Below are 24,463 nucleotides of genomic sequence, written 5' to 3'. Positions count from 1 at the left end.
ACGCTGGCCCTGGGGGAGGTTCGGTTAAAAAGGCGAGTTCGGAAAGTAGAACTGCTTGGCGTTCTCGCGCGTGATCAGCACCGACGGGATGATCGTGTTGGCCGGCAATTTATCACCTTTCAGGCGCGCTTCCGTCGTCAGCTTGATGGCGTCGTACATGAACTTCGGCGAGTACGACACGTCGGCCACGATCAGCGGGTCGGAACCATCCATGATCTTTTTCACCGCGCCCTTGGCGCCCGCGCCGCCGAACACTTGCTTGATGTCCGTGCGCTTGGCTTGCGCGATGGCCTTTTGCACGCCGATGGCCATGTCGTCATCGGCGGCCCAGACGGCGTCGATGTGCTTGAAGCGGGTCAGGTAATCCTGCATGACCTTGAAGGCATCGTCGCGGTTCCAGTTGCCGTACTTGGCGTCGAGCACCTTGATGTCGGGATGACCCTTCATCACGGCGGAAAACGCGTCAAAGCGCTCGTTGTCGAGGGTGGTCGGCATGCCGCGCAGCACGACGATATTGCCCTTGCCATTCAGGCTTTTCGCCAGATATTCAGCCGGCAGCTTGCCGAAGGCCGTGTTGTCGCCCGCAATGTACGCATCCTGCGACTGCGTGTTGGTCAAGCCGCGATCGACCACGGTCACGTACACGCCCTTGTTTTTGACCTGCGCCACGGGCTGCGTCAGCGAGGCCGATTCGATGGGGAAGATCACCAGGGTGTTGATCTTGTTCACCGTCAACATGTCCTGCAGCTGGTTCGCCTGCTCGGGCGCCGTGGCGGCCGTCTTGACGATGATTTTCACGCCCGGATGGGCTTTTTCCAGCTCCGCCTTGGCCTGGTTTGCCCACCAGACGATGCCCGAGGTAAAACTGTGCGTGGCCGTGGGAATGGCCACGCCGACGACGAGCTTGTCAGCGGCCTGCGCCGGCCCCATCGGCAGCGCCCACGCCTGCATCACCAGCACCGCCATCCCTGCTACCCGTATAAAGCTCTTCATGCTGCTCTCCTCCAAGGTTGTGGGCGCCCGTTGGCCGCCCTTTCAGAACGCCGCTCTTGTTTTATTTGCGGCCTCGCTGCAGGAAGGCGACGGCGATGATCACCACGCCTTGCACTGCGGCATTCAGGTAGACACTGATGATGCTGGTCAAATTCAGGATATTGCTGATCACGGAGAGCAGGATGGCGCCGATCACGGTGCCGACGATGCGCCCCTCTCCCCCTTTCAGGGCCGTGCCGCCCACCACGACGGCGGCGATCGCTTCGAGTTCCCACAGCAAGCCCGTGGTCGGCGTGGCCGAGCCCAGGCGCGGCACGTACAGCACGGTGGCGATGCCCACGCAGATGCCCAGCAGCATGTAGGTGGCGATTTTCACCCGGTCGACGTTGATGGCCGCATAGCGCGCCACTTGCTCGTTGGAACCAATCGCCTGCACGTGGCGGCCAAACGTGGTGCGGTTCAGGATGACGGCGCCGGCCGCGGCAACGAACAGAAAGATCCAGATCGGGATCGGCGCGCCCAGCACGCTCGTGTAGTAGACGGGGCTGTACAGCTCGGACAGCGTGGCATCCAGGGTCAGCGCGCCGCCATCGGCCAGGTAGGTCAAGACGGCGCGGAAGATGCCCAGGGTGCCCAGGGTGACGATGAACGGTTCGATATTGCCCTTGCTGATCAATAAACCGTGCATCAGGCCGAAACCGGCACCGAGGATCAAGGCCATGGCGATGCCCAGCACCAGCATGGTGATCGGTGCCAGGTTGCCCCCCGCGCCTTGCGCCAGCGCATTCATGAAATAGATCATGCAGCCGGCGATCAGCGCCGCCATGGAGCCCACCGACAAGTCGATGCCGCCCGAGATGATGACGAACGTCATGCCGACGGCGATGATGCCGATGAAGGCCGTGCGCGTGAGCACGTTCATCAGGTTGTCCATGGTGGCGAAGTCGCCATTGAGCAAGGTGCCCGCGATGCACAGAGATAACAAGCCCAGCACGGGGCCAAAGCCCTTGATGCGCGCGCCGAAGCGGGCAACGGCGGTGGCAAGCGGGGATACGGTGGTGTCAGTGCGTGCCGGTTGCATGGGCAATCAACTCCTCTTCGGTCAGGTGGTCAGCAGACAGGGTGGCTTGCAAGGTGCCGGCGCGCATCACGGCAACGCGGTGGCACAGGCCGATCAATTCGATCAATTCCGATGAAATCACGATCACGGCGCGCCCTTCGGCGGCCAGGCGGTGGATCAGAAAGTAAATGTCGCGCTTGGCGCCCACGTCCACGCCGCGGCTCGGTTCATCGAGCACGACGACACGGGGGTCCGAATGCAGGTATTTCGCCAGCGCCAGCTTTTGCTGGTTGCCGCCGGACAACATGCGCGCGCGGCTGTCCAGGTCGCCCGTGCGGATATTGAAATCCTCGACGGCCCTGGCCAGCGCCTGCTTCTCGCCCTTCACATCGAGCCACGGCCGCGCATAGCGCTCCATGGTCATCATCGTGAGGTTTTCGCGCAAACCCAGGTTCACGTGCAAGCCTTTTCCCTTGCGGTCTTCGCTCAGATACGTCATGCCGTGCTGCATGGCTTGCCTGGGCGTGCGGATGTCCACGGGCTGGCCCTTGATCTCGATCACCCCCGCGCTGCGCGGGCGCAAGCCCAGCAGCGCTTCGAACGATTCCGTGCGCCCCGCGCCCACCAGACCCGCAAAACCCAGCACTTCGCCCGCGCGCACCTCGAACGACAGCGCTTTCGCCCAGCCAGGCACGCTCAAGCCGTCGACCTTCAGCAGGATCGGGGCATCCGGCGCCAGCGGCACTTTTGCGGGGAACATGTCGGACAATTCGCGCCCCACCATCAGGTTCGCCATCTGCTGGCGCGTAAGGCTGGCCGTCGGCTCGCGCGTGACGAAACGCCCGTCGCGCATGACGATAACTTCGTCCGTGTTGCGTTCCACTTCATCGAGCTTGTGCGAGATATACAGGATGGTGACGCCATCGCTTTTCAGCTGCGCCATCACGGCGAACAAACGCTGGGTTTCCGACGACGTCAGGGTGGCCGTCGGCTCGTCCATGATCAGGAAGCGGGCGCGGCGCGACAGGGCCTTGGCGATTTCCACCAATTGCTTTTCGGCAACAATGAGGTCGCGGATTTTCGTCTCGGGCGACACGTCCAGGCCCACCTGTTTCAGATAGCGCGACGCTTCTTCGCGCATGGCCGCCTCGTCGAGCAGCCAGCCGCGCGTCTTTTCATGGCCTAAAAACATGTTTTGCGCCACCGTCAGGTGCTCGGCCAGGTTGAATTCCTGGTGGATCAGCACGATGCCGGCGGCCTCCGCCGCGCGCGAACTGGCGAAGCGCCGGGGCTGGCCATCGATCAGCAGCTGGCCTTCGCTCACGCTCTCGTAGCCGGCGAGGATTTTCATCAGGGTCGACTTGCCGGCGCCATTTTCGCCCAGCAAGCCATACACGCGCCCGGGCGCCAGGGTAAAACTGACGCCATGCAAGACACGCACGGGGCCGAAATCCTTGCAGACCCCCTCGAAACCGACGGCAACGCTCACTATGCACTCCCTCGCAAGACCAAGTTATGTTCAAGCAACACGCCCGGCACGCTGGCTGCCGGGTTGGCCAGCCGCTGCAGCAACAGTCTCGCCGCCGTCTCGCCCAGCTCGCGCATCGGCTGCGCGATGGTGGTCAAACCGGGGTCGATCTGCGCGGCAATGGCGATATCGTCGAAACCGATCACGGCCACGTCCTCGGGCACGCGCAGGTTCAGCTGGCGCAGCGCGCTCAGCACGCCGATGGCCAGGGTGTCGGAGACGGCAAAGATGGCCGTCGGCGCATCGGCCCCCGCCATCATCCGTAACGTGGCGGCCGTGCCCGCTTCATAGTCGAGGCTTTGCACCGTGTGCACCCACTGCGGCTGCACGGGCAGGCCGGCCCTCGCCAGGGTGTCCAGATAGCCTTGCTGGCGTTGCCGAGCGTACAGGTAGCGCTCATCGGAATTGATCAGGCCGATGCGCGTATGGCCGCGCGCCAGCAGATGCGCGACGGCGTCGGAGGCGGCCCGGTGGTTGTCAATGCCGACATAGGGCACGGCCACGGCGGGGTCGAATTCGCAGCACGCCACCCACGGCAGGCTGACGGATTCATGCGACAACGCATGCTGCACCGTGTCCGGGTCCAGGCAGATGGCGCCGTCGGCGCGGTGCATGCGCAACAGGTCGAAGTAGGAACGCTCGCGGCCCGCGTCGGCGCCCGTGTCGCACAGCAGCACGAAATAGCCGTGTTCGCGCGCCACCGTATCGATGCCGCGCACGATCTGTGCATAGAAGGGGTTGCCCACGTCCGGCACCATGGTCAGCAGCATGCGGCTCTCGGCCGTGCGCAGGCTGCGCGCCAGGTGGTTCATGCGGTAGCCCAGCGCGGCCACGGACGCGAGCACCTTGTCGCGCGTGGGCGCCCGCACCCCGGCCTGCTCGTTCATCACGCGCGAGACGGTGGCCACCGACACGCCCGCATGCGCGGCGACGGCGCTGATGGAGACGGTTTCTGTCGGCAAGGAAGACGGGACGGCTGGCGGCATGGGGCTTTTCATATAAATGTAATCGATTACATTTATAGGCCAGTCGCGCGCGCGATGCAAACATTATCGATGCTGCAATGCGCAAAAAACAGGCAGGAAAGAGAAAGACCGGGGACAAAAACGGCCCTGTGCGGACCGTCTGACGCAGCTACTTCTGGGCTTGGAAGGTGTTCTGCTGCACGGCAAAACCGGCGCGCACGGCGGCGAGGGCCGCCACCCACAGGATCAGGCCGGCACCGAGGCAGCCGACGGGATGGATGGGGCCGTGGCGCACGGTGAACGGATAGCCGATGGCCCACACGCACAGGGCCATGCCGATGGCCACGTGGCGGCGCGCCTTGAACAGCCAGGCCAGCGGAAAGAAATGCAGGCCCACGATCAGGATCACGGCGGGAATGAACCATGCCTGCAAGCCCACGTTTTTCAGGACATTGCCGACGATAAAGATGGCGATCCATTGCCCTGCGTTCACGATATTGAACAGCCGGCCCGCGCGCTTCGCTTCCGGCGTCTGTTCCGCCGCCGCATGCGCGGCCCGGTGGCGGCTGAACTGGCGCCACGCCAGCATGAACAGCAGGACGGTGATGCCGGCAATCGGCAGCAGACGCAAAGGCTGGGCGCCATACGTCTGCACGCACCAGGCGGCCACCCACAGGCCGCCGAACAGGGAAAAGAACATGGCGCCAATGGCGCTACGGGCCAGGGAAGCGGCTGGGTCGGTGTTGGGCAAGGTCATGGCATGTTCTCGCAGTGAAAGCACTTACTTCATCATCGCACAAAACGTTTCTGGGTTGCCGTCAAGAATGACGCCGCTGGGCCAGCGGTGGCTGCGCTGCTGGGCGCGCAGCAGGGACGCGGCCAGGGCCGAGTCGCCATCGACGGCGTAGACGAAGACGGGCATGTTCAGGCTGGCCGCATCGGCCAGCAAATTCGGATTGGCATCGAGGCTGCGCGCATCCACGTGCACGCCCGTGGGCATGCCGATCTGCTGCTGCACGCGCTGCAGCCAGGGCTTGTCCAGCTTGGGCGGACGGGCATTTTTCGCGATATAGCGGCTGACCCGGTTGGCGCCGGCCGCCTGCGCATTGCGCGCGTCAAACACGAGCAAACCCAGGTACCCCTGCGGATCGGCGCGGCGCGCACAGGCGAGGTTGTTCGGCACGCCCGACGTCAAAAACCAGTTGCCGTGCTTGATGTTCGCGCGCAACTGCCCCACCAGCGTATTGATGGGCGCGCACGACGCCACGACGTCCTTGATTTCCGCATTCAGGGTCTTGGCCGGGAACGCGGTGGCCAGGTCGGCCACATCGCTGACGAAGGGCGGCGTTTCCGGCGTGGCCACGCCACGGTTCTTCATGCTGGCGGCGCGCCAGTCGTCGGCCGTCAATTGTTTCACGGTGCGGGGCGATCCCGTGTCGACGACCCGGCCCGTGAGCAGATCGTGGTGCACGACCCAGCTGCCGTCACCCAGCAGCTGCAAATCCGTCTCGACGCCGTCCCAGGTGCCGAAATACGTGTTGCGCAGGGCGCTCAGCGAGTTTTCCGGCGCATTGCCGGCGCCACGGTGGGCATGCACCTTCATGCCCAGGCAGTCGGCCTGCGCGGCCGGGCTGGCCATGCACAGCAGCAAGGCCAGGGCGGCCGCCTTATTTTTTTTCCGGGTGATAACCATATTCGAGTCCCTGCAAAATATTGATGCGGATCGCTTCGTTGACGGGGTAGCTGTAGCCCTGCCCCACCGCCACCACGTGCGTGATATTGGCCAGCAAGCCCTTGCCGGCGATTTGCCAGCGCGTGCTGTCGCCGTCGGCCTGGCGGTTCCAGTCCAGCATCTGGCGGAACAGCTCGCTCTTCGTGACATTGTTGTCCGACAGGCTGAAAATGCCCCAGGTTCCCAGGAAGGCGCCGGCCAGCACGCCCGTGGCGATCCAGGCGGAACGGCGGCTCAGCTGGCCATCGGCGCCCGCCTGCTCGCCCCGGCGCGCCGCCAGCACCAGCAAGCCCACGGTGGCGATCAGATACAGCAGTTTCGAAAAGTGGCCGATGGCGCCCAGCAGCGAGAAAAACAGCGCCACGGGCGGCACGATGGCCGCGCGCGCCGCTTCCTTGCCCTCCGCATAATACTTGCCATGCACTTCGAAGTCGCTGCGGCTGGCGCGGTATTCCACCAGCTTTTCCGCCGTCTGGCGCGCGGCGAACTGGTCGAACAGGCGGCTGAACTCGGCCGGACTCGCATACGCCTCCTGCACCACGGCGCCCTTGGGCAACCGCAAGCCCTTGCCCGCTTCGCTGCCGTCGCCGCCGTCCGGCCCGTCGCGCAGCACGGCCTGGATGCCGGGGCGCGCCACGAAGGCGGGGAAGGACAGGCCCGGCGGAATGCGGTCGCCCTTGATAGTCAACCCCTTGCTGGCCGCTTCCGACGCATAGCGGCGCTTGACGGCCAGGCGGAACGATAGCTGGTCGGCCGGATGCCAGTTGGCCGATACGGGCACCTTCTTGCGCACATTGTTGACCACGGCCGCCTTGCGCCGCGCCGGCACGGAATGCGGCTGCCAGCCGTGGCGCGACAGGCTTTGCCGGTAATCGTTCCAGGCCGATTCCTGCTGCTGGCGCAAGCCCGCATCGTCGTCGGGAATGATACCCGAATACAATTTCCACTTGTCATGCACTTCGCCGATCGCCTGCTGGTACTTGTCGTAGTAGCCGGCCGCGCCGCCGGCGATCTTGCGGACATTAAAATTGATCAACTGCTCCTTGGCCGGCTCCATGCGCTCGTCGAGGTGCCCCACCGACACGGCCAGGAACGGGAACAGGGCCAGGAAAGCCTTGCCTTCGGGCTTGGCAAACAGGGTGGCATCATCGACCAGGCCCTGCAATTGCAGGCTGCCGCCCACCAGCGAGCGCTGCATCAGGGTGGTGTTGAAGGCCAGGCGGCGAAATTGCGCATCGCGCGTTTCCACCAGCACCGTGACCGTCGTCTTCAGAATGCCGAACACGACCGCCGCCGTGGCGATGCAACAGAAGACGATCTTTTTCCAGCTGGGGCCGCTGCCATTGTTCTTCAGCCGACGGCGCCACATCAGTTGCAGCACCACCAGCGCGGCGGCGATGCCCGACAGGCTGCGGCCATAGAATTCCACACCCTCCACGTCGTGCGGCTTGACGTCGCCGCCCACCACGTCGAGCAAACGGGCGTTGAAGCCCAGCTCGCAGCACAAATAAATGATCGTCAGGACGATCAGGATCAAGGTCTGCCGGATTTGCAGACTGCGCAGACTCGCGGCCATCTTATTTCCTCAGATCGATGACGACGGGCTTGATCTCTTCAGCCTGGAAGATCATCGGCGCCGCAGGGACAGCCGCCGCACTGCGCGGGGCGGGCAGGCTGACGGCGGCGGGCGCTGCCGCCCTGGCCGGGGTCTCCTGGCGGCGCGGCTTGGCGCTGGCGCGGCTGCCCGCTTTCGGCGCGGCGGCAGGGGCCGGGGCCGATGCCGGGGCCGGCGGCGCGGGAATCACGCGGCCGCTGTCGCTGCCGGGCATGGTGGCGATGACGGGGCCGGTGCCGCGCAAGGCATCGTCGGCAAACGGCTGGGCGCGCGTATCGACGCCGGGCGGCACGGCCACGCTGGCGTTGAGCAGGCGGTTGTCCGTGTAGATCATGCGCGACAGGCGGTTGTAGTTGGGGAAGTCGATATTCAGCGATTTCGCGTCCGCCGCCAGCTCCACGCGGGGGCGGTCCTTGCAATTGCCCACCGTCCACTGCAACACGTCCGTGCCCTGGAACGCCAGCACTTCATAGCGGTAGGCGCAGCCGCGCTCCTGGGTTTCCACGATCACCACCGTGCGCTCGCCCACGTTTTCCACGCGCGCCACGCGGGCCGTGATCGCGTTGGCCAGCGGCACGACGCGAAACGCCTGCGACAGCTTGATCGAATACTTGCCTTGCGGGTCCTTGCGCAAGGTGCCTTCCGTGCCGTCGCGCAGGCGGAAGGTGGACAGCGGCGTGCCGAACAGCTCGGCAGTATCCAGGCCCATCATCACGCCGCCGCGGCCGTTCGGCGTCATGGCGCAGCCCGTCAACAGGACGCCGGCGGCCAGGCCCATGGCCAGCTTGCGCCAATGCGCGGATGCAAAATTCTTATACGTTGCCATACTTGATAACTTTCTCTTATTTCGGGTCAGGGATTGATGACGGCCAGCGGATTGCCCGGGCCTGGCGGCGGCAAGACTTTCTGGCGGTCGCGCGACAGCACGGTGAAGGCGCCGAGCGTATCGGGACCGGCGACGATTTCCAGCTGCTCGCGCTGCAGCCAGGTGCGGATCTCCGCCTCCGTGGCCTCGGCGCGGAACAGCACGCGCGTGCGCACGCCCGTCTCGACGCCGCTGCCACTGCCGCTGCGGAATTCCGCATTGCCGACGACAGCCGGATCTTTCGGCAGGAACAGCCACGCCGATTGCACCACCATCACGCTGGCGGCCACGGCCGTGACGATCTTCAGCCAGCGGCTGGCATTGGCCGCCTTGATTGGCGTCAACTGTGGCGCGGCGGCATCGGCCGAAGCGATCTGCAACTGCTGCAAGCCCTGGCGCAGCAATTGCCGGTAGGCCACGCGGCCATCCTTGCCCAGCTCGCTCGACAGCGGCGTGCCCGTCAAGGCGTAATCGTCGCCGGGCAAGGCCACGCGGGCGATGACGCCCGGCGCCGCGACGGCTCCATTGGCGCGGCCATGCAGCTCCAGCCAGCGCGCCGCCTGCAGGCGCTCCTGGCTGAACACGCCCAGGCAGGCGCCCAGGTCCGTCACGGCCACGGTGACGGGCATGTCGCACAGCACCAGGCCCGCGCGCGGGTCGGCGGGCGCGTCGCGCTCCTCGACCACCAGGCCGCAGGCATCCGCATACGACGCGTCTGGCGTGACGAGCCAGCCGCGCCAGCGCTGGCGCGTGCTGTCCCAGGCATCGAGCAGCACGGCGCCAAAGCCGGGGCAACGCGCCAGCAGGTGGATCTGTCCGCCCGCGATGGGCCGCGCGGCCAGGGGCGCCGCGTCGCTGCGGCGCGCAAAGCCTTGCATCACATGTTCCGGTACGGCAATGCCGCGCCAGTCGGGGGTAGTGCCCGCCACGTCCGCGTCCAGCAGCTCGGCGGAAGACGGGGGCGATGGCAGGCGCGCGGCAACGATGGCCAGCGAGGGCGTCAATGCAGTCATGCCGGTGGCCTTTCATCAGGGTTCGGGGAGGTGGACACGGGGTCCATGTGCAGGGATAACGCGGCCACGCACAGAATATCCAAAACTATTTGCGCCGCCTGCATATCGCGCGTACCCAGGGCATCGCCCACGCGCAGCTTGAGCAGGCTCAAGACCCAGCTGCCCAGCAGGGTAGCGCGGTGGGCCGGCTCGACCACCTGGCGCCCGGCACTGGCGGGATCGCCCTTCTGCCGATGCACGAGACCTAATTTTCCGCCGTGGTAATGCGCGGAAGCGATCTGCTCGGCCAGTTCCTTGACGGGCATGCCGCCGCAGCCGCAATGGCGCAGCAGCAAGATCAAATCGCGGGGCAAGGTGGCGATAAACATATCGGCCGCGTCGCGCACCTGCTGCGGCGTGAGCTGGTAGTCGCGCAGCGGTTCGGCATAGGCGTCGGGCGCCTGCAAGTCGCAGCCCTCCTGCGCATCGGCGTCCTCGTCATCGCGCTGCTTGCGCAACTGGTCGATGATGAAGCGCTTGAAGTAGAGGAACAAGGCGCCGACGTGGTGGGGCGCGGCGTCGCTGTCGCCGTGCAGGACTTTTTCGATGAAGAACTGGTGGCGCAAATCGGCCAGCGAATCGCCGAGCGAGGCCGCCTCGCGCGGGCGACACGGCGTCAGCGCGGCGATGACGCGCTGGTAAAACTCGCCCAGTTCGCCCTGTGTCAGCCGCTGGCGGCGCGTCCAGAAGTCATGAATGCGTTCAAATTGTTCCGATTGCAAAGCCGGTCCGATCGTGTGTTGGGCGGCACGCGCCACTGGCCGGCGGCGACGCGTACCGTGCGCTGGCCAGACAAGAGAAACTTGTCAGTAAGGTAAAATGCATTTAGGCAATTTTCTCATATCACAGTAAAAATCGCTAACTTTTGTTACTTTCACGACAATCCCCGAGACCCTGATGCAACGCCTGATTCCCCTGTTTTTCAGCCTGTTCTTTTTACTGCTCAGCAACGTCGCGCACGCCGCCGTGCCAGCGGCTCCGGGCAAGCGCATCGCCCTGGTGATCGGCAACGCGGCCTATCCGCAGCCGCTATTGAATCCCGTGAACGATGCGCGCGCCATGGCCGAGCGCCTGCGCCGCCTGGGCTTTGAAGTGCTGCTGCGCACGGACATCAATGCGCAACAGCTGCAAAAGGCGTCGGCCGAGTTTTCCACGCAGGCGCGCGGTGCCGATATCGCCCTCGTGTTTTACGCGGGCCACGGCGCGCAGGCGGGCGAAGCCAATTATGTGTTGCCGCTGGGCGCGAACATGAATGCGCTGAGCGCGTCCGCCATTGCCGCCCAGGGCGTGTCCGTGTCCAGCCTGGCGGGCGATCTGCAGCGCACGGGGGCGCGCGGCGCCGTGCTGATCCTCGACGCTTGCCGGCAGGAATATACGCGCGGCGGCGCCGTGATGGTCCCTGGCGGCGGCAACGCGGCCAGCCACGGCTTTGCCGACACGCAAGCGCCACGCGGCGTGGTGATCGCCTATTCGGCCGGCCCCGGCGCCCTGGCGCGCGACTTCTGGTCGCCCGATTCGCGCAACAGCCCGTACACCAGCGCCCTGCTCGACGCGCTCGACGCCCCGGGTCTGCCGATGAGCGACGTATTTTCGCAAGTGGCGGCCAGGGTCGCCGCCATGACGCACGACGTGCAAAAGCCGCGCGTGTCATTTGGCGAAACGTCGGCCCGCCTGGTGCTGAACATGGGCAGCGGCAAGGGCGTCAGTCCGCCCGCCCCCGGCGTGCTGGCCGGCGCGCAAGGACAGGGCGGCATGCGCGCACCGGTCCCGGCGCCTGCCCCAGCGGTGGAAAAGCCGGCCGCCCCGGGCGCCAAGGTGTGGCCAGGCAATGTGCTGCAAGACATCAACCATGAAATCCGCATGCAGATCGCGGCGCGGCCGTTTCCCCGCCAGCAGCTGGAAAAGCGCGCGCGGGGCGGAGACTTGGTGGCGCTGACGGCCCTGGGCTACGGCATCGGCGGCGGCGATGCGGGAATAAAACAGCCGAAGGCGGGCATGCAATGGCTGGAAAAGGCGGCCGCCAGGGATTTTCCCATTGCCCAGACCTACCTGGCCGAATTGCTGATGGTCAAGGGCGACCCGGCCTCATTGAAACGGGCGGGCGTGCTGCTGGACGCCGCTTCGCAAGCCGGCTACAGCCCCGCCCATGCGTATAAATTCGACCTGGCGCGGCGCACGGGCGCGCCGCCGCAGGACGCGGCCCGGCATTTGCAGGACGCTTTCATGGGCTTGATGAAGGATTACCAGGGCGCCGCCAAGGACGTATTACAGCCACCGAAAAAATAACTCAAAATAATTTTGGATTTCCCTGAACTGCCCCCGTTATCCGTGGGTACATGCAATACAGCATGACAGTGACCAGGGAAATCTTATGCACACATCCAGCCCGGCAGCAACCATTACCACCGGCCAACGGGGCCGCATCCTCGCCTACCAAGCAAGCGGACAAGGTTCCGTCAGCGTGGCCGGCATCCAGCATGCCTTCGACGTGGCCACCCACTGGCGCTCGGACGTGGCGCCCGCCATCAACGCCGTCGTCGACGTGCGCTTCGATGATGCCGGCGGCCTCGCCACCGTCACGGCCATTCCCGCGCAACAGCTGGCGCAGGAAGACATGGCCGGCGCCGCCAAGCTGGCGCGCGACAAGGGCCAGCAACTGTGGGGCCGGGCCGTCTCGGCGCTCGGCATCCAGGTGCTGGGGGCTCTTGGCGTACTGATCGCCGGCGCCTTCATCTTCAACACCATCGGCATCCGCCTGTTCGCTTCCGTCTCGCGCACCTATTGGCAGCTGCTGGGCCTGTCCGCCGACAGCCTGGAAAGCTTTGCCCGCGATGGCGGCAGCGGTTTTACCTCGGCCCAATTTTTCTTCCTGCTGGCCATTGCCGCCTGCTGCGCCACCATGGCCAGCAACCACCCGAAAGCGGCGCTGGGCAAGTGCGCGCCGCTGCTGTTCATCATCGTGCACAGCAGCTTGCTGTTGATCAAGATCAAGGGCGCCGTCAGCGAGGCGGGCAACGCCATGGGCGGCATCATGGGCAGCCGCGCGGCCCGCATGGCCGAGCAGATGGCCAGCGAAATGCTGGGGCAAGTGTGGCAGGGACTCTCGTTCGGCATCGGCTTTTACCTGGTGCTGGCGTCTTCCATCGTCCTCGCGGCCTATGGCGTAGGCGAATACAAACGCTTGGGAGGCAAGCACTGAAAACCTACTGCGCAGCCCACTTCCGGGTCGGCGTTGCTCACCGTACATAAAGTACGGTTCCGCTACTCAACCCGGCATTGGGCTTGCTCGCTACGGTTTTCAGCGCTGCCGTGACTTTCACAACCCTAAAAATTAAAACCGTCACTACCTTTTAACTGATCTTAAAGGAAATATCATGCACCGTACCCTGCCCGCCCTGCTCGCCATCGCCATCCTGCTGTCCGCCTGCGGCAAGACCTCCGAGAATGCAACGCCTGCGGCGTCGACGCCCGCCACCAGCGTGGCCGACATGGCTGCCAAAGCCCAGGTAAAAGCGGCGGCCGCCAGCCTGCCGCAAGCGGACCCGGCCACGCCAAGCGCCAGCTATGTCGACATCACCAGCGGCAACCAGCTGATGTACAGCTACATCGCCCTGTCCGGCGTGCCGCCCGACTACGCGGCCGTGGCGCAGCGCATCTCGCGCGAATATGCGGGCAGCAACGACGCCTTCCGCAAGCAGGAAGTGCTCGACGCCCTGAAACCGCAGATCGACGCCAAGGTCAGCGAAGCCAAGACGAAACGCTACCTGCGCTATCAGATCAATGGCCAGGGTGCGCTGTCGCCGTACGCCATGGACAAGGCCGCCTTCCCCGCCAAGTTCGCCGAAGCGGGCACGTATTACTACATGTACGACAACGGCGACTACAAGCTGGCATTTACCAACGGCGACGGCTACTCGCTGCTGAAGGTGGACCAGGACGCGGCGCGCAAGATCGAGGCGGCGCGCAGCGGCTACAAGGATTTCGCCATCGTCGTGTACGCCTACGCCCAGGAAGCGGACATGGCCAGCAACCAGGTCAAGGCGCAGATCGTCAAGGTGGCGATCAAGCTGAACGGACAGGAAATTCCGGTCAGCCAGGCACTGTAGAACGAGCTCGGTTACACTGTTCGCCACATTGCATCGGGATAGCGACATGGGCGAACAGACACTGGCGGAACAACAGCTGGCCAAGGGCCGGCAACTGCAGCAGCAAGGCAAGCTGATCGAGGCGATCAACGCCTACCAGGCTGCCTATAAACAGGACCCCGCTCTGGCCGAAGCGCAGCATTTCCAGGGCCTGGCGATGCTGGAACTGGGCCAGGGCACCATCGGCCTGGGCCTGTTGAAACTGTCGCTCAGACAACAGCCCGACAACGCGCTGTTCCACTACAACCTCGGCAACGTGCTGCGCGGCACGGACAGCGAGGCGGCGCTGGCCAGCTACGCCACGGCGGCGCGGCTGGCGCCGCACGAGCACGATTTCGCCATCAGCCATGCGGAATTGCTGATGGGGAAACAGCGGCTGATGGAGACCATCGCCGAACTGGAACGGGCCCACGCCCTGCGCTCCCAGCGCTGGCAAACCCTGCAAGGCCTGGCCGAGCTGTATTACCGCACGGGACAGCAGGAACTGGCCTTGGCCCGCTATGCGCAAGCCCTGGCGCTGCATCCTGCACTGGCGCAAACCTGCCGCATCGGCTTTGCCAGTCCGCAAGCGGAATACGCCGAAACGTTGACGGCGCTCAATGCCGCAGATGACATACACGATTTTATCCGTGAAACCGACCTGCACATCCTCGACGATTTCCTGCCCGATCCGGCCGCCTGGCGCGCCCAGGCGCTGGCGCTGCCGTTCGAGCAGCAGCGCTATGCGGGACAGAACTATCCGGGCAGCCAGACGGCGGGCCAGCCCAGCCAGGCCATCATGGAGCGCATCGCCGCGGCGCTGGGCCGCCCCATCCGTTTCATCTCGCCCGACAATGGCTCGTATCGCCTCAGCTATGCGGACGCCATGGCGCGCACGGATATCCACGTGGACAACGAGACGGGGAATAACTTCAATTTCTATGCGGGCGTGCTGTATCTGAACCCGCCCGAACAGTGCCAGGGCGGCACCACGTTCTGGCGCCACCAGCCCAGCGGCTGGTACCGGCGCTTGCCCGAGGCGGACGTCAAGGCGGGCGGCTACGCCAGCTTCAAGGACTTCCAGAAACGCTGGCTGCCGAACAGCAAAGTACAGAAATTCAACGAGTTACAGGAACAGCGCGACAGTTGGCAAGCGCTGCTGGAAGTGCCGATGCGCCACAACCGCCTGATCGTCTACAAGGGCCACTACTTTCACTCGATCAGCAATGTGTTTGGCGATACGCCCGAGAATGGACGGTTGGTGCAGCTGTTTTTCTTTGAGGTGCCGGATTAGGGGTAACGGGCAATTGTCGGATTACGCCCTGCGGGCTAATCCGACCTACCAGTCACCGGACCATGCGTAGGTCGGATTAGCGGAACGCGTAATCCGACACAACCGCCGCCTCGGGTCAATACATGTCTGCGGCCGTCGCCCGTACAGCTTTCAACAACATATCCGCCCCCGGCGACAGCAAATGATCCTGCTGGCGGATGATGCCGAAGGCATCCATCTTGCACGGCAGCTCGATGGGCAAAATGCTCAGCACGTTCAGCGATTCGTAGTAATGGGCCACTTCCGTCGGCATCACGTGCAGGGAATCCGTTTGCTGCAGCAGGGACGTGATCAAGAGCAAGGCGGTGGTGTCGACCACGTCGACGGGCGGCTCCAGGCTGGCGCGGCGGAACATCATGTCGAAGCGGTGACGCAGGATGCTGCCTTGCGGCGGCAAGATCCACGGCTGGGCCGCCAGGTCCTTCAATTGCAGATTCTTGCGCGACAGCAGCGGGTGGCCATTGCGCGCCACGGCGCTGGCCGGCTCTTCCGTCAATTCCTCGTAGATGAGGCCGGCGCTGCTTTCCTTTTCCAGGATGCGCCCGATCATGAAATCCAGCGTGCCATGCTGCAGCATGTCCATCAGGGTGTTGCTGTGTTCCAGATGCACGCCGATGCGCATCAGCGGCGCCTGCTGCTTGATGCGGGCAATCGCGCGCGGCAGCAGGGCCATGGCCGGCGTCATGATGACGCCCACTTCCACCTGGCCCGTCAGGCCCGACTTCAGGGCGACGATATCGTCATGCGCCAGCGACAGGCTCGTCAGCGCCATGCGCGCGTGGCGTATCATGGTCTCGCCGTAGATGGTCGGCTCCATACCGCGCGGCAACCTGTCGAACAGGCGCACGTCCAGCATCTCTTCCAGGTCCTTGATTTGCTTGGACGCGGCCGGCTGCGTCATGTGCAATTCTTCCGCCGCACGGTGGATGTTGCGCTGCTCGTCCAGGGCGATCAGCAGCAGCAGTTGCCGCGTCTTCAGGCGGGCTCGCAAGAACCAGTTGGGGTTAAGGGTATCCATGAATAAATCATATCATGATCGATATCAGTTTTAACTCAATATCGATATTCCAGATATCGGTTTGTCTCCTTTTTGAGCGTCGTCAAGCAGCGGTCAGGATGCCTTGCAGGCGGCGCTGGGATTGGCTGCCGGGCCATCCGTTTGATGGATGAATTCGATCGTGCCGTCTGGCTTGTATTTCAGCTCTTCCACGGCCACGGAACGCCGGTATTCTCCGCCGCCGGGCAACTTGTCGTTGTGATAGAAGATATACGACTTGCCGTTGAACTCGATGATGGCCTGGTGGATGGTTTTCACGACGGCATTCTTGTCCATGATGGTGCCGCGGAAATGCCAGGGGCCCGTGGGCGTGGGTCCCGTCGAGTACGCCGTTTCTTCGGGGAAGTTGCGCGAGTACGACAAGTAATACGTGCCCGCATGCTTGTGCATATAGGCCGCTTCCGTGAACGCATCCATGCCGAAGGTCAATATCGGACCATCGAGCTCCGTCATGTTCGCTTTGAGTTTGGCGTACTTCAAGACCGTGTTGCCCCAATAAAGGTAGGCTTGGCCATCCGCGTCGATGAAGACGGCCGGGTCGATGTCGTCCCACGGGATCGCCGTCTGCTGCGTCATGTCGTTCGTGATCAGGGCGCTGCCGCGCGCGTCGACGAAGGGGCCCGTCGGGCTGTCCGACACGGCCACGCCGATGGCCTTGCCGGGGATGGTTTTATGGTCGACGGTCGAATAGAAATAGTATTTGCTGCCGCGCTTGACGATGTCGCCCGCCCAGGCATCCTTGCCGGCCCAGGCAAACGTGGAAAAGCGCACGGGCGAGCCGTGATCCGTCCAGTTGGCCATGTCGCACGAGGAATACACGCGCCACTCGTGCATCCGGTAATCCGTGTCCGTGGCGCTCGCTTCATCGTGTCCCACGTACAGATACACCCTGCCATTGTCGACCAGCGCGGCCGGGTCGCCCGTGTAGATGTTTTTCACGATGGGGTTGGCCGCCTGCGCGCCAAATGCGGCGCAGGCGAACGCTGCCGCCATGCCGATGGCGGCACGTGTGTGTTGCTTGAACATCAGATTAACTCCCGTTGGTATTTTTCTGGCCCATGGCCATCAGTCTTTGCACGACGCAAAAGACGAACAGCAGGCCGCCGATGACGATCTTGGTCCACCACGAGCTGAGCGTGCCGTCGAAGGCGATCAGGGTCTGGATGGTGCCCAGCACCAGCACGCCGGACAGCGCGCCCGCCACGTAGCCGTAGCCGCCGCTGAGCAGGGTGCCGCCGATGACGACGGCGGCGATCGCGTCCAGTTCCGTGCCTTGCGCATGCAAGCCATAGCCGGACAGCATGTAGAACGAAAACAGCACGCCGCCGAGCGAGGCGCAAAAGCCGCTGAAGGCATAAATCAGCACCTTGGTACGGCCCACGGGCAAGCCCATCATCAGGGCCGACTGCTCGTTGCCGCCGATCGCATACACGGCGCGGCCGAACGGCGTGGCATGCGCCAGCCAGATGGCCAGCAACAGGGTCAGCACGGCAATGACGACGCCGGGCGAGACGAAGCCGCCGAGGAATTGCAGTTGCGTCTGCGACATGGCGACAAACAGCGGGTTATCGATAGTGATGGAGTTGATGCTGATCAAGTAGCACAGTCCGCGCGCCAGGAACATGCCGGCCAGGGTGACGATGAAGGGCTGCAATTTGAAGTAATGGATCAGCGCGCCCATGCCGGCGCCAAACACGGTGCCCAGCGCCAGCACGGTGACGATCACCAGCAGCGGCGGCCAGTGCGCCACATTGAGCAGCCAGGCGGCGATCATGGTCGACAGGGCCAGCACGGAACCGACGGACAGGTCGATGCCGCCGGAAACGATGACGAAGGTCATGCCGACGGCGATCACCAGCAAAAAGGCGTTATCGATCAACAGGTTAAAGATCACTTGCGTCGACAGCAAGCCCGGGTAGGCGGCGCCGCCCAGGCCCAGCATCACCGCCAGCAGCAGGACCGTGACGAGCGAGGTGAAATACGGGGTGTGCAGCAAACCCTTCATGCTTTTCTCCGATGCAGCAATTGCTTGAATTCCGACGATTGCGACAGGCAGACGAGGAAGACGACGACGGACTTGACGACCATGTTGACTTCGGGCGGCACGCCGAGCGAATAGATCGTGTAGGTCAGGGTCTGGATGATGAGGGCGCCGATCATGCTGCCGACCAGGCTGAACTTGCCGCCGGCCAGGGACGTGCCGCCCAGGGTGACGGCCAGGATGGCGTCGAGTTCCAGCATCAGGCCCGCATTGTTGGCGTCGGCGCTCTTGATGTTCGAGCTGATCATCAAGCCCGACAAGCCCGCGCAGGCGGCGCAAAAGACGTACACAAAGAAAATCAATGTCGCCGTCCGGATGCCGGCCAGGCGCGCGGCGACCGGGTTGATGCCGACAGCCTGGATGAACAAGCCCAGGGCCGTCTTGCGCATCAGCACGGCGGTGATGAGGAAGACCGCCGCCACGAGGAACAGCGAGAACGGCAAGCCGAACAGATAACCGCTGCCGATGAAGAAGAAGGGCTGATAGTAGACGGTGACGATCTGGCCATCCGTCAGCAATTGCGCCAGGCCCCTTCCCGCCACCATCAGGATCAGGGTGGCGACGATGGGCTGCAAGCCCAGGCCGGCCACCAGCACGCCATTCCAGGCGCCGCACAGCAGGGCCGCGCCCAGGGCGGCCGCCAGGGCCCAGCCCATGGGGATATTGCTCACGTAGGTGGGCACGCCATTGTCCATCACCATGGTGCCGCCGATCAGCATGGCGGCCACGGTGCCGGACAGGGCCACGACGGCGCCCACGGAAATGTCGATACCGCGCGTGGCAATCACCAGGGTCATGCCCAGCGCGGCCAGCATCAGCGGCGCGGCGCGGTTGACGATGTCGATCACGCTGCCGTACAAATGGCCATCGCGGATTTCCAGGTGGAAAAAGCCGGGGATGGCGAAGAAGGCCACCAGCAACAGCAGCAACAGCGCGGCCAGGGGCCGGCTCAGGGGATGGTGTAAAACGGTATGCACAATGGAAGAATCCGTGGTGCCAGCCGCCCGCGCCGCAGGGGCGGCGGGCGACGAAGTGGATACGCTCATGCGGTCTCTCCGGCAATCACTTGCAGCACGGAACTGTCATCGAGCTGGCCGCGCGCATAGTCGCCGCAGGCCTTGCGGTCGCGCATGACCAGGATGCGGTCGCTGCAGCGCAGCACTTCGGGCAGTTCGGACGAAATGAACAGGATGGCCATGCCCTTGCGGCACAGTTTGCTGACATAGCTCATGATTTCCTGCTTGGCGCGCACGTCGATGCCGCGCGTCGGTTCGTCGAGGATCAGCATGGCGGGCGACGTCACCAGCCAGCGCGCCAGCAGGGCTTTCTGCTGGTTGCCGCCCGACAGGCTGCCGATGGGGGTTTCGATGCTGGCCGTCTTGATGCCCAGCGCTTTCACATATTCGTCGGCCAGCGCCTGCTGGCGTTTGAAGGGGATGGCGCGCAGCAAGCCGGTGCGGGCTTGCAAGGCCAATATAATGTTTTCGCGCACGGACAGCGACAAAATCGCCCCCTCGTGCTTGCGGTCTTCCGAGCAAAAGCCGATGTCGCGGGCAATCGCGTCGCGCGGCACGGCGAAGTGGCGCGGCTGGCCCTGCATGGTGATCGTGCCCGAGTCGGCCTTGTCGGCGCCGAACAGCAAGCGCGCCAGTTCCGTGCGGCCCGAACCGAGCAAGCCGGCCAGGCCCAGCAATTCACCCTGGCGAATGTAGAAATCCATGGGCAGCAAGGCGCCCTTGCGGCCCAGTCCCTGCGCTTCCAGCACGGTCGGTCCGAAGCTGGCCGCGCCCGCTTCTTGCGCCAGATCAAGCTCTTGCGCCACGGTATCGGCCGCCACGCCGATCATCTTGTTCACCAGCGCCAGGCGCGACAGTTCGCTGCACGCGTATTCGCCTTCGCGCTCGCCATTGCGCATCACCGTGATGCGGTCGGAAATGGCGTAGGTCTGGTCGAGGAAGTGGGTCACGAACAGGATCGCCATGCCCTGCTCGCGCAGGCGGCGCAGCACGGAAAACAGCAGATGGACTTCCGCCTCGTCCAGGCTGGACGTGGGTTCGTCGAGGATCAGCACGCGGGCCGAAATATTCAGCGCGCGCGAAATGGCCACCATTTGCTGGATGGCCAGCGGAAAACTGGACAGTTGCGCCGTGACATCGATATCGATCTGCAATTGCTGCAGCAAGGCACGCGCCTGTTGCTGCATGGCACGCCAGTCGATAGCCCCAAAGCGGCGCGGATAGCGGCCGATAAAGATGTTTTCCGCCACCGACAGGTTCGGACACAGATTGACTTCCTGGTACACGGTGCTGATGCCGAGCGCCTGCGCGTCCGAGGTGGACGCGGGGGCGATGGGCTTGCCGTCAAACAAAATCTGGCCGCTGTCGGGCGTGTAGACGCCCGTCAGCACCTTGATCAGGGTCGACTTTCCTGCGCCGTTCTGCCCCATCAGGGTGTGCACTTCGCCCGGATACAGGCGCAGGGCAACATCGCTGAGGGCTTTGACGCCGGGAAAGGCTTTGCTGATGCCGTGCAACTCCAGCAAGGGAGCTGGCGCGGCAGTGTGATGCGCTTGCGTGTTCATCATGCGGCAAGCTTAGTACTTACGGTTAGGAAATTCCTTGGCGGCCACCTCGGCAGGGAACACGCCTTCCACCGTCGTGATGCGCGCCGGCACGGGTTTGCCGGCCACCACGTCGCGGGCGATGGACATCAATTGCGGGCCCAGCAGCGGGCTGCACTCGACGGTAACGTTCAGCTTGCCGGCGATCATGGCTTCGAACGCGCCTTTGACGCCATCGATGGAGATGATGATGATGTCCTTGCCCGGCTTCATGCCCGCTTCTTCAATGGCCTGGATGGCGCCGATGGCCATGTCGTCATTGTGCGCATAGAGCACGTTGATCTTCTTGCCTTCCGCCTTGAGGAACGCTTCCATCACTTCCTTGCCCTTGGCGCGCGTAAAGTCGCCCGTTTGCGAACGGATGATCTTCATCTTCGGATTCTTGCCGATCACTTCCTGGAAGCCTTCCTTGCGGTCGATGGCCGGTGCGGAACCGACCGTGCCCTGCAGCTCGACGATGTTCAGCGTCGCATCCGGGGTTTTCTTGGCATAGTCCAGCAGCCACTGGCCGGCGCGGCGGCCCTCTTCCACGAAGTCGGAACCGATGAAGGTCACGTACAGCGACTTGTCGGCCACGTTGACGGCGCGGTCCGTCAGGATGACGGGGATCTTGGCAGCCTTGGCTTCGCGCAAGACCGTATCCCAGCCCGACTCGACCACGGGCGAAAAGGCGATCACATCGACTTTTTGCGCGATGAAGGAGCGCAGCGCCTTGACCTGGTTTTCCTGCTTTTGCTGCGCATCGGCAAATTTCAGGGTGACGCCGTCTTTCTTGGCGGCATCCTTGATGGAGACGGTATTGGCGGTGCGCCACTCGCTCTCGGCGCCGACCTGCGAAAAGCCCATGACAAGGGGCTTGGCGGCAAACGCGGACGAGGTAGCGAAGGTGGTGGCGGAAAAGGCCAGCAGCATGGCGCTGGCGAGGAGGGTGCGGCGGCTCAATGTCATTCTTGTCTCCAGTTTTTTATTGGAATACCATCACAGCCGGATGCCGGATGGGCGGTTTTTTATGAACCCATGGTAGGAGAAAGCCACATAGCCATCCAATCAATTCTTTTTCGCTTGCGATACCGATTTGCGTATCACTGGCTGGCCGCGGCGGCGCCCTCCCCCCTCAGCGCAGCAGGCGCAGCCCGTACAGCCCCCCCCGCCACGGAGTCCTTGCCGGCGACAAATTTCACGACCAGTTTGCCCTTGGCGGCCGCGACCAGGTCCGCAGGCACGGCGATATCGACCGTATACAGTTCCTGCGGCGCATCGGCCGCCACGGCCACCGTGGCCACGTTCGTGCCGTTGAGCAACACGTCGAACACGCGGCCCGCATCGAGGGTGGACAGGGTCAGGCGCAATATCTTCGCCTTTCCCTGCGGGTCGCTGAGGTCATAACTGAACCAGCCCGTCGCATGGCGCCAGTGCCGGCCCTTGTTGACGCCGTTTTCTCCGCCCTCGGCCTGGAAGAAATGGTCGGATTCCGGCTGCTGCTGCCCCGGCGCCACCTGGTCGATGGTGAGCGCATCGAGCGCCAGGCGTTCGGCTTCCGCCTGGCGCGTGCTTTGCTGCAGCTGCGCCAGCCTGGCGGGCGTGGAGACAGGCCAGTACAGCATGTAGCGCGAGTCGTGCAGGCGGAAAAACGGGATCAGTTTGATCGTCGCCGCATCCTTGCCCTGGATCAAGCCGGGCGCCGTGAACGTCAGCGGCTGGCCCTTCACGGGGCGGATTCTCCGCATGAAATCCTTCTCATCGCTGACGAACAGCGGCGACGATTCCAGCGGACACACTTGCCCCTGGGCGATATGCCCCATGCGCGAGTCGTCGGCAAAATAGTTCAGTTGTTCATTCGCAAATGGCTGCGTCCTGGCGGCCAGCACAATGGGGCCGTGCAGCACGGCATAGTAATTCGACTGGTCCGGCATCTGTTCCAGGCGCGTCGTCATGGGCAGCACCACGTCAACGCTGTCGCCGGCCTTCCACGCGCGCGTGATCGTCACGTATTCACCGGGCAGGCCGGCCACGCGCAGGGCCTTGCCGTTGAGCTTCAGCCGCAGCTTGCCCCTGGCTACCCATTGCGGGTAGCGGATCTTCAGGCTGAACGTCTTAGTACCCTGCACGGTGATGCGCGTCGTGTCGCGGTCAGGGAACTGCGTGCTCTGGATAATCGTGACGCCCTGCTCCGCCCAATCCAGGGTGGAGGCCATGAACAGATTCACGTACAGCGTGTCGCCCTCATGCGCGTAGATGAACTCGCCATACTTGGCCTGGCTTTCGATGCCGGAACCCACGCAGCACCACATGCCCTTGTCCACCTGCGAATACACACGGTAGTGATTCGGCCGCATGGGCGTGAAATACACGAAGCCGCCCGTGCCGGGGCGCTGCGACGACAGGATATGGTTGTACAGCGCGCGCTCGTAGTAATCCGCGTATTGGACCTGCTCGTCGCGGCGGAACAGTTGCTGCGTGAGCTTGAGCATATTGTAGGTATTGCAGGTTTCCGGCCCTTCCACCTCTTCCACCATCGAAGAAAAGTCGTGTTCGTCGTGGAAATGTTCCTTGACGCTGTTGCCGCCGATAGCCACCGTGCGCTTGTCGTGCACGGTTTGCCAAAAGAATTGCGCCGCCTGCTGCCAGTCGCGCCGGCCCGTCAAGGCGCCGATACGCTCGAAGCCGATCACTTTCGGGATTTGGGTATTCGCATGCAGGCCCGTCAGCTTGTCCTGTTGCGCCGCCAGCGGCTGCAGGATCGCCTGGTGCGAGAAGCGCACGGCCAGGTCCAGGTACTTTTGCTCGCCCGTCATCGCGTAGACGTCGGCCAGCACTTCGTTCATGCCGCCGTGCTCGGCGCGCAGCATGGCCTGCATCTGTGCGTCGGACAAGGAGGCCGAGAGTTTCACGGCCCAATCCGACAGGGCGACCAGCATGGCTTTCGCCTCGACATTGCCGGCGTACTGGTAGGCGTCGCGCAAGCCGGCGAATACCTTGTGCAGGTTGTACCACGGCACCCAACGACCGTTGACGGAGAAGGTATCGGCCTGCATTTCTCCCTTGGCGATGGCTTGCCAGGCGGCATTGCCGTCCGGGATGCCGCCCAGGTAGCCATTGCCATTGGCGTCCTGGCATTGCTTCAGCTGCGCCAGCATGTAATCGAGACGCTCGCGCGCCTGCGCGTCGCCCGTGGACGCCACCATCAGGGCCAGCGCCGACAGGTAATGCCCGCCCATGTGGCCGTCCAGCCCCGTCGATTCCCAGTTGCCATAGCTGGGCTGGATCTGCGGCAAGCCCGCCTCGCGGCGGAACGGCGCCAGCAGTTTATCCGGGTCGAAGGCCAGCAGATACTGCAAGTCGGTCGTCTGCGCATCGAGAAACGGCCCCGCTCCCAGGCGCACGGACGAGAGGGGAAACAGCTGGGCCGCCTGCAAGCCAGGCGTGAGCAGCCCGCCGGCGGCCAGCGCCAGCATCAGCAAGGTTGTTTTCATGGCAG

General features: G+C 64.1%; 21 protein-coding genes. 4 read left to right on the top strand and 17 right to left on the bottom strand.

The window, feature by feature from the left end; genetic code table 11:
• Positions 1-24: 24 nt before the first annotated feature.
• From AC1RJW_RS07450 to AC1RJW_RS07405, 10 genes are all read right to left on the bottom strand, one after another.
• Entirely contained in the window at positions 25-993 is a 969-nt protein-coding gene (locus tag AC1RJW_RS07450) for a substrate-binding domain-containing protein (protein WP_493044427.1), read from the bottom strand.
• Between the two features lie 61 nt (positions 994-1,054).
• Positions 1,055-2,074, bottom strand: coding sequence for an ABC transporter permease (locus tag AC1RJW_RS07445; RefSeq protein ID WP_493044426.1), 1,020 nt, complete (start codon positions 2,072-2,074; stop codon positions 1,055-1,057).
• Positions 2,055-3,542, bottom strand: a complete 1,488-nt coding sequence (locus AC1RJW_RS07440) for a sugar ABC transporter ATP-binding protein (protein ID WP_493044425.1) — start codon at positions 3,540-3,542, stop codon at positions 2,055-2,057. The genes AC1RJW_RS07445 and AC1RJW_RS07440 overlap by 20 nt, the downstream gene beginning before the upstream one ends.
• Positions 3,542-4,579, bottom strand: a complete 1,038-nt coding sequence (locus AC1RJW_RS07435; RefSeq protein WP_493044424.1) for a LacI family DNA-binding transcriptional regulator — start codon at positions 4,577-4,579, stop codon at positions 3,542-3,544. The genes AC1RJW_RS07440 and AC1RJW_RS07435 overlap by 1 nt, the downstream gene beginning before the upstream one ends.
• A 136-nt stretch (positions 4,580-4,715) precedes the next feature.
• On the bottom strand, positions 4,716-5,303 hold the full coding sequence (locus AC1RJW_RS07430) for a hypothetical protein (RefSeq protein ID WP_493044423.1): 588 nt from the start codon (positions 5,301-5,303) through the stop codon (positions 4,716-4,718).
• Positions 5,304-5,327: 24 nt separating this feature from the next.
• On the bottom strand, positions 5,328-6,239 hold the full coding sequence (locus AC1RJW_RS07425; RefSeq protein WP_493044422.1) for a glycerophosphodiester phosphodiesterase: 912 nt from the start codon (positions 6,237-6,239) through the stop codon (positions 5,328-5,330).
• Complete coding sequence (locus tag AC1RJW_RS07420; protein ID WP_493044421.1) at positions 6,214-7,854, bottom strand: hypothetical protein; 1,641 nt, start codon at positions 7,852-7,854, stop codon at positions 6,214-6,216. Before AC1RJW_RS07420 ends, AC1RJW_RS07425 begins: the two co-directional genes overlap by 26 nt.
• A 1-nt stretch (position 7,855) precedes the next feature.
• Positions 7,856-8,719: a hypothetical protein gene (locus AC1RJW_RS07415; protein ID WP_493044420.1), complete on the bottom strand. Its 864-nt coding sequence runs from the start codon at positions 8,717-8,719 to the stop codon at positions 7,856-7,858.
• Between the two features lie 26 nt (positions 8,720-8,745).
• Complete coding sequence (locus AC1RJW_RS07410; RefSeq protein ID WP_493044419.1) at positions 8,746-9,771, bottom strand: hypothetical protein; 1,026 nt, start codon at positions 9,769-9,771, stop codon at positions 8,746-8,748.
• Positions 9,768-10,532 (bottom strand): hypothetical protein, encoded by a 765-nt coding sequence (locus tag AC1RJW_RS07405; protein WP_493044418.1) that lies wholly within the window; start codon positions 10,530-10,532, stop codon positions 9,768-9,770. The genes AC1RJW_RS07410 and AC1RJW_RS07405 overlap by 4 nt, the downstream gene beginning before the upstream one ends.
• Positions 10,533-10,707: 175 nt before the next feature.
• Here AC1RJW_RS07405 and AC1RJW_RS07400 point away from each other — a divergent pair, with 175 nt between their 5' ends.
• From AC1RJW_RS07400 to AC1RJW_RS07385, 4 genes are all read left to right on the top strand, one after another.
• Complete coding sequence (locus tag AC1RJW_RS07400) at positions 10,708-12,096, top strand: caspase family protein (RefSeq protein ID WP_493044417.1); 1,389 nt, start codon at positions 10,708-10,710, stop codon at positions 12,094-12,096.
• A gap of 85 nt (positions 12,097-12,181) precedes the next feature.
• A complete protein-coding gene (locus AC1RJW_RS07395) occupies positions 12,182-13,009 on the top strand; it encodes a hypothetical protein (protein ID WP_493044416.1) in 828 nt (275 codons plus the stop codon).
• 175 nt (positions 13,010-13,184) lie between these two features.
• Positions 13,185-13,916, top strand: a complete 732-nt coding sequence (locus tag AC1RJW_RS07390) for a hypothetical protein (RefSeq protein WP_493044415.1) — start codon at positions 13,185-13,187, stop codon at positions 13,914-13,916.
• 46 nt (positions 13,917-13,962) lie between these two features.
• Positions 13,963-15,228, top strand: coding sequence for a DUF6445 family protein (locus tag AC1RJW_RS07385; RefSeq protein WP_493044414.1), 1,266 nt, complete (start codon positions 13,963-13,965; stop codon positions 15,226-15,228).
• A 115-nt stretch (positions 15,229-15,343) separates the two neighbouring features.
• On the opposite strand, the gene AC1RJW_RS07380 is transcribed toward AC1RJW_RS07385, so the two are convergent.
• The 7 genes from AC1RJW_RS07380 to AC1RJW_RS07350 form a co-directional block, all read right to left on the bottom strand.
• Positions 15,344-16,285: a LysR family transcriptional regulator gene (locus tag AC1RJW_RS07380; protein WP_070219038.1), complete on the bottom strand. Its 942-nt coding sequence runs from the start codon at positions 16,283-16,285 to the stop codon at positions 15,344-15,346.
• Between the two features lie 93 nt (positions 16,286-16,378).
• Positions 16,379-17,350, bottom strand: coding sequence for a glycoside hydrolase family 43 protein (locus AC1RJW_RS07375; protein ID WP_493044413.1), 972 nt, complete (start codon positions 17,348-17,350; stop codon positions 16,379-16,381).
• A 4-nt stretch (positions 17,351-17,354) separates the two neighbouring features.
• Positions 17,355-18,329, bottom strand: coding sequence for a galactofuranose ABC transporter, permease protein YjfF (yjfF, locus tag AC1RJW_RS07370; RefSeq protein WP_493044412.1), 975 nt, complete (start codon positions 18,327-18,329; stop codon positions 17,355-17,357).
• Positions 18,326-19,411 (bottom strand): ABC transporter permease, encoded by a 1,086-nt coding sequence (locus AC1RJW_RS07365; RefSeq protein ID WP_493044411.1) that lies wholly within the window; start codon positions 19,409-19,411, stop codon positions 18,326-18,328. The genes yjfF and AC1RJW_RS07365 overlap by 4 nt, the downstream gene beginning before the upstream one ends.
• A complete protein-coding gene (locus tag AC1RJW_RS07360; protein WP_493044410.1) occupies positions 19,408-20,949 on the bottom strand; it encodes a sugar ABC transporter ATP-binding protein in 1,542 nt (513 codons plus the stop codon). The genes AC1RJW_RS07365 and AC1RJW_RS07360 overlap by 4 nt, the downstream gene beginning before the upstream one ends.
• A gap of 9 nt (positions 20,950-20,958) precedes the next feature.
• Positions 20,959-21,933, bottom strand: a complete 975-nt coding sequence (locus tag AC1RJW_RS07355) for an ABC transporter substrate-binding protein (RefSeq protein ID WP_493044409.1) — start codon at positions 21,931-21,933, stop codon at positions 20,959-20,961.
• A gap of 134 nt (positions 21,934-22,067) precedes the next feature.
• A complete protein-coding gene (locus tag AC1RJW_RS07350; RefSeq protein WP_493044408.1) occupies positions 22,068-24,458 on the bottom strand; it encodes a beta-L-arabinofuranosidase domain-containing protein in 2,391 nt (796 codons plus the stop codon).
• Positions 24,459-24,463 lie beyond the last annotated feature (5 nt).

The organism is Janthinobacterium sp. GW822-FHT07A03, assembly GCF_058798815.1.
Note: the sequence above shows the minus strand (reverse complement) of the source record. Positions and strands in the feature narration are given on the sequence as shown.

Coding starts and splice junctions, on each gene's coding strand:
- AC1RJW_RS07450 (WP_493044427.1), bottom strand. CDS start 993: ATGAAGAGCTTTATACGGGTAGCAGGGATGGCGGTGCTGGTGATGCAG.
- AC1RJW_RS07445 (WP_493044426.1), bottom strand. CDS start 2,074: ATGCAACCGGCACGCACTGACACCACCGTATCCCCGCTTGCCACCGCC.
- AC1RJW_RS07435 (WP_493044424.1), bottom strand. CDS start 4,579: ATGAAAAGCCCCATGCCGCCAGCCGTCCCGTCTTCCTTGCCGACAGAA.
- AC1RJW_RS07430 (WP_493044423.1), bottom strand. CDS start 5,303: ATGACCTTGCCCAACACCGACCCAGCCGCTTCCCTGGCCCGTAGCGCC.
- AC1RJW_RS07425 (WP_493044422.1), bottom strand. CDS start 6,239: ATGGTTATCACCCGGAAAAAAAATAAGGCGGCCGCCCTGGCCTTGCTG.
- AC1RJW_RS07420 (WP_493044421.1), bottom strand. CDS start 7,854: ATGGCCGCGAGTCTGCGCAGTCTGCAAATCCGGCAGACCTTGATCCTG.
- AC1RJW_RS07415 (WP_493044420.1), bottom strand. CDS start 8,719: ATGGCAACGTATAAGAATTTTGCATCCGCGCATTGGCGCAAGCTGGCC.
- AC1RJW_RS07410 (WP_493044419.1), bottom strand. CDS start 9,771: ATGACTGCATTGACGCCCTCGCTGGCCATCGTTGCCGCGCGCCTGCCA.
- AC1RJW_RS07400 (WP_493044417.1), top strand. CDS start 10,708: ATGCAACGCCTGATTCCCCTGTTTTTCAGCCTGTTCTTTTTACTGCTC.
- AC1RJW_RS07395 (WP_493044416.1), top strand. CDS start 12,182: ATGCACACATCCAGCCCGGCAGCAACCATTACCACCGGCCAACGGGGC.
- AC1RJW_RS07390 (WP_493044415.1), top strand. CDS start 13,185: ATGCACCGTACCCTGCCCGCCCTGCTCGCCATCGCCATCCTGCTGTCC.
- AC1RJW_RS07385 (WP_493044414.1), top strand. CDS start 13,963: ATGGGCGAACAGACACTGGCGGAACAACAGCTGGCCAAGGGCCGGCAA.
- AC1RJW_RS07380 (WP_070219038.1), bottom strand. CDS start 16,285: ATGGATACCCTTAACCCCAACTGGTTCTTGCGAGCCCGCCTGAAGACG.
- AC1RJW_RS07375 (WP_493044413.1), bottom strand. CDS start 17,350: ATGTTCAAGCAACACACACGTGCCGCCATCGGCATGGCGGCAGCGTTC.
- yjfF (WP_493044412.1), bottom strand. CDS start 18,329: ATGAAGGGTTTGCTGCACACCCCGTATTTCACCTCGCTCGTCACGGTC.
- AC1RJW_RS07365 (WP_493044411.1), bottom strand. CDS start 19,411: ATGAGCGTATCCACTTCGTCGCCCGCCGCCCCTGCGGCGCGGGCGGCT.
- AC1RJW_RS07360 (WP_493044410.1), bottom strand. CDS start 20,949: ATGATGAACACGCAAGCGCATCACACTGCCGCGCCAGCTCCCTTGCTG.
- AC1RJW_RS07355 (WP_493044409.1), bottom strand. CDS start 21,933: ATGACATTGAGCCGCCGCACCCTCCTCGCCAGCGCCATGCTGCTGGCC.
- AC1RJW_RS07350 (WP_493044408.1), bottom strand. CDS start 24,458: ATGAAAACAACCTTGCTGATGCTGGCGCTGGCCGCCGGCGGGCTGCTC.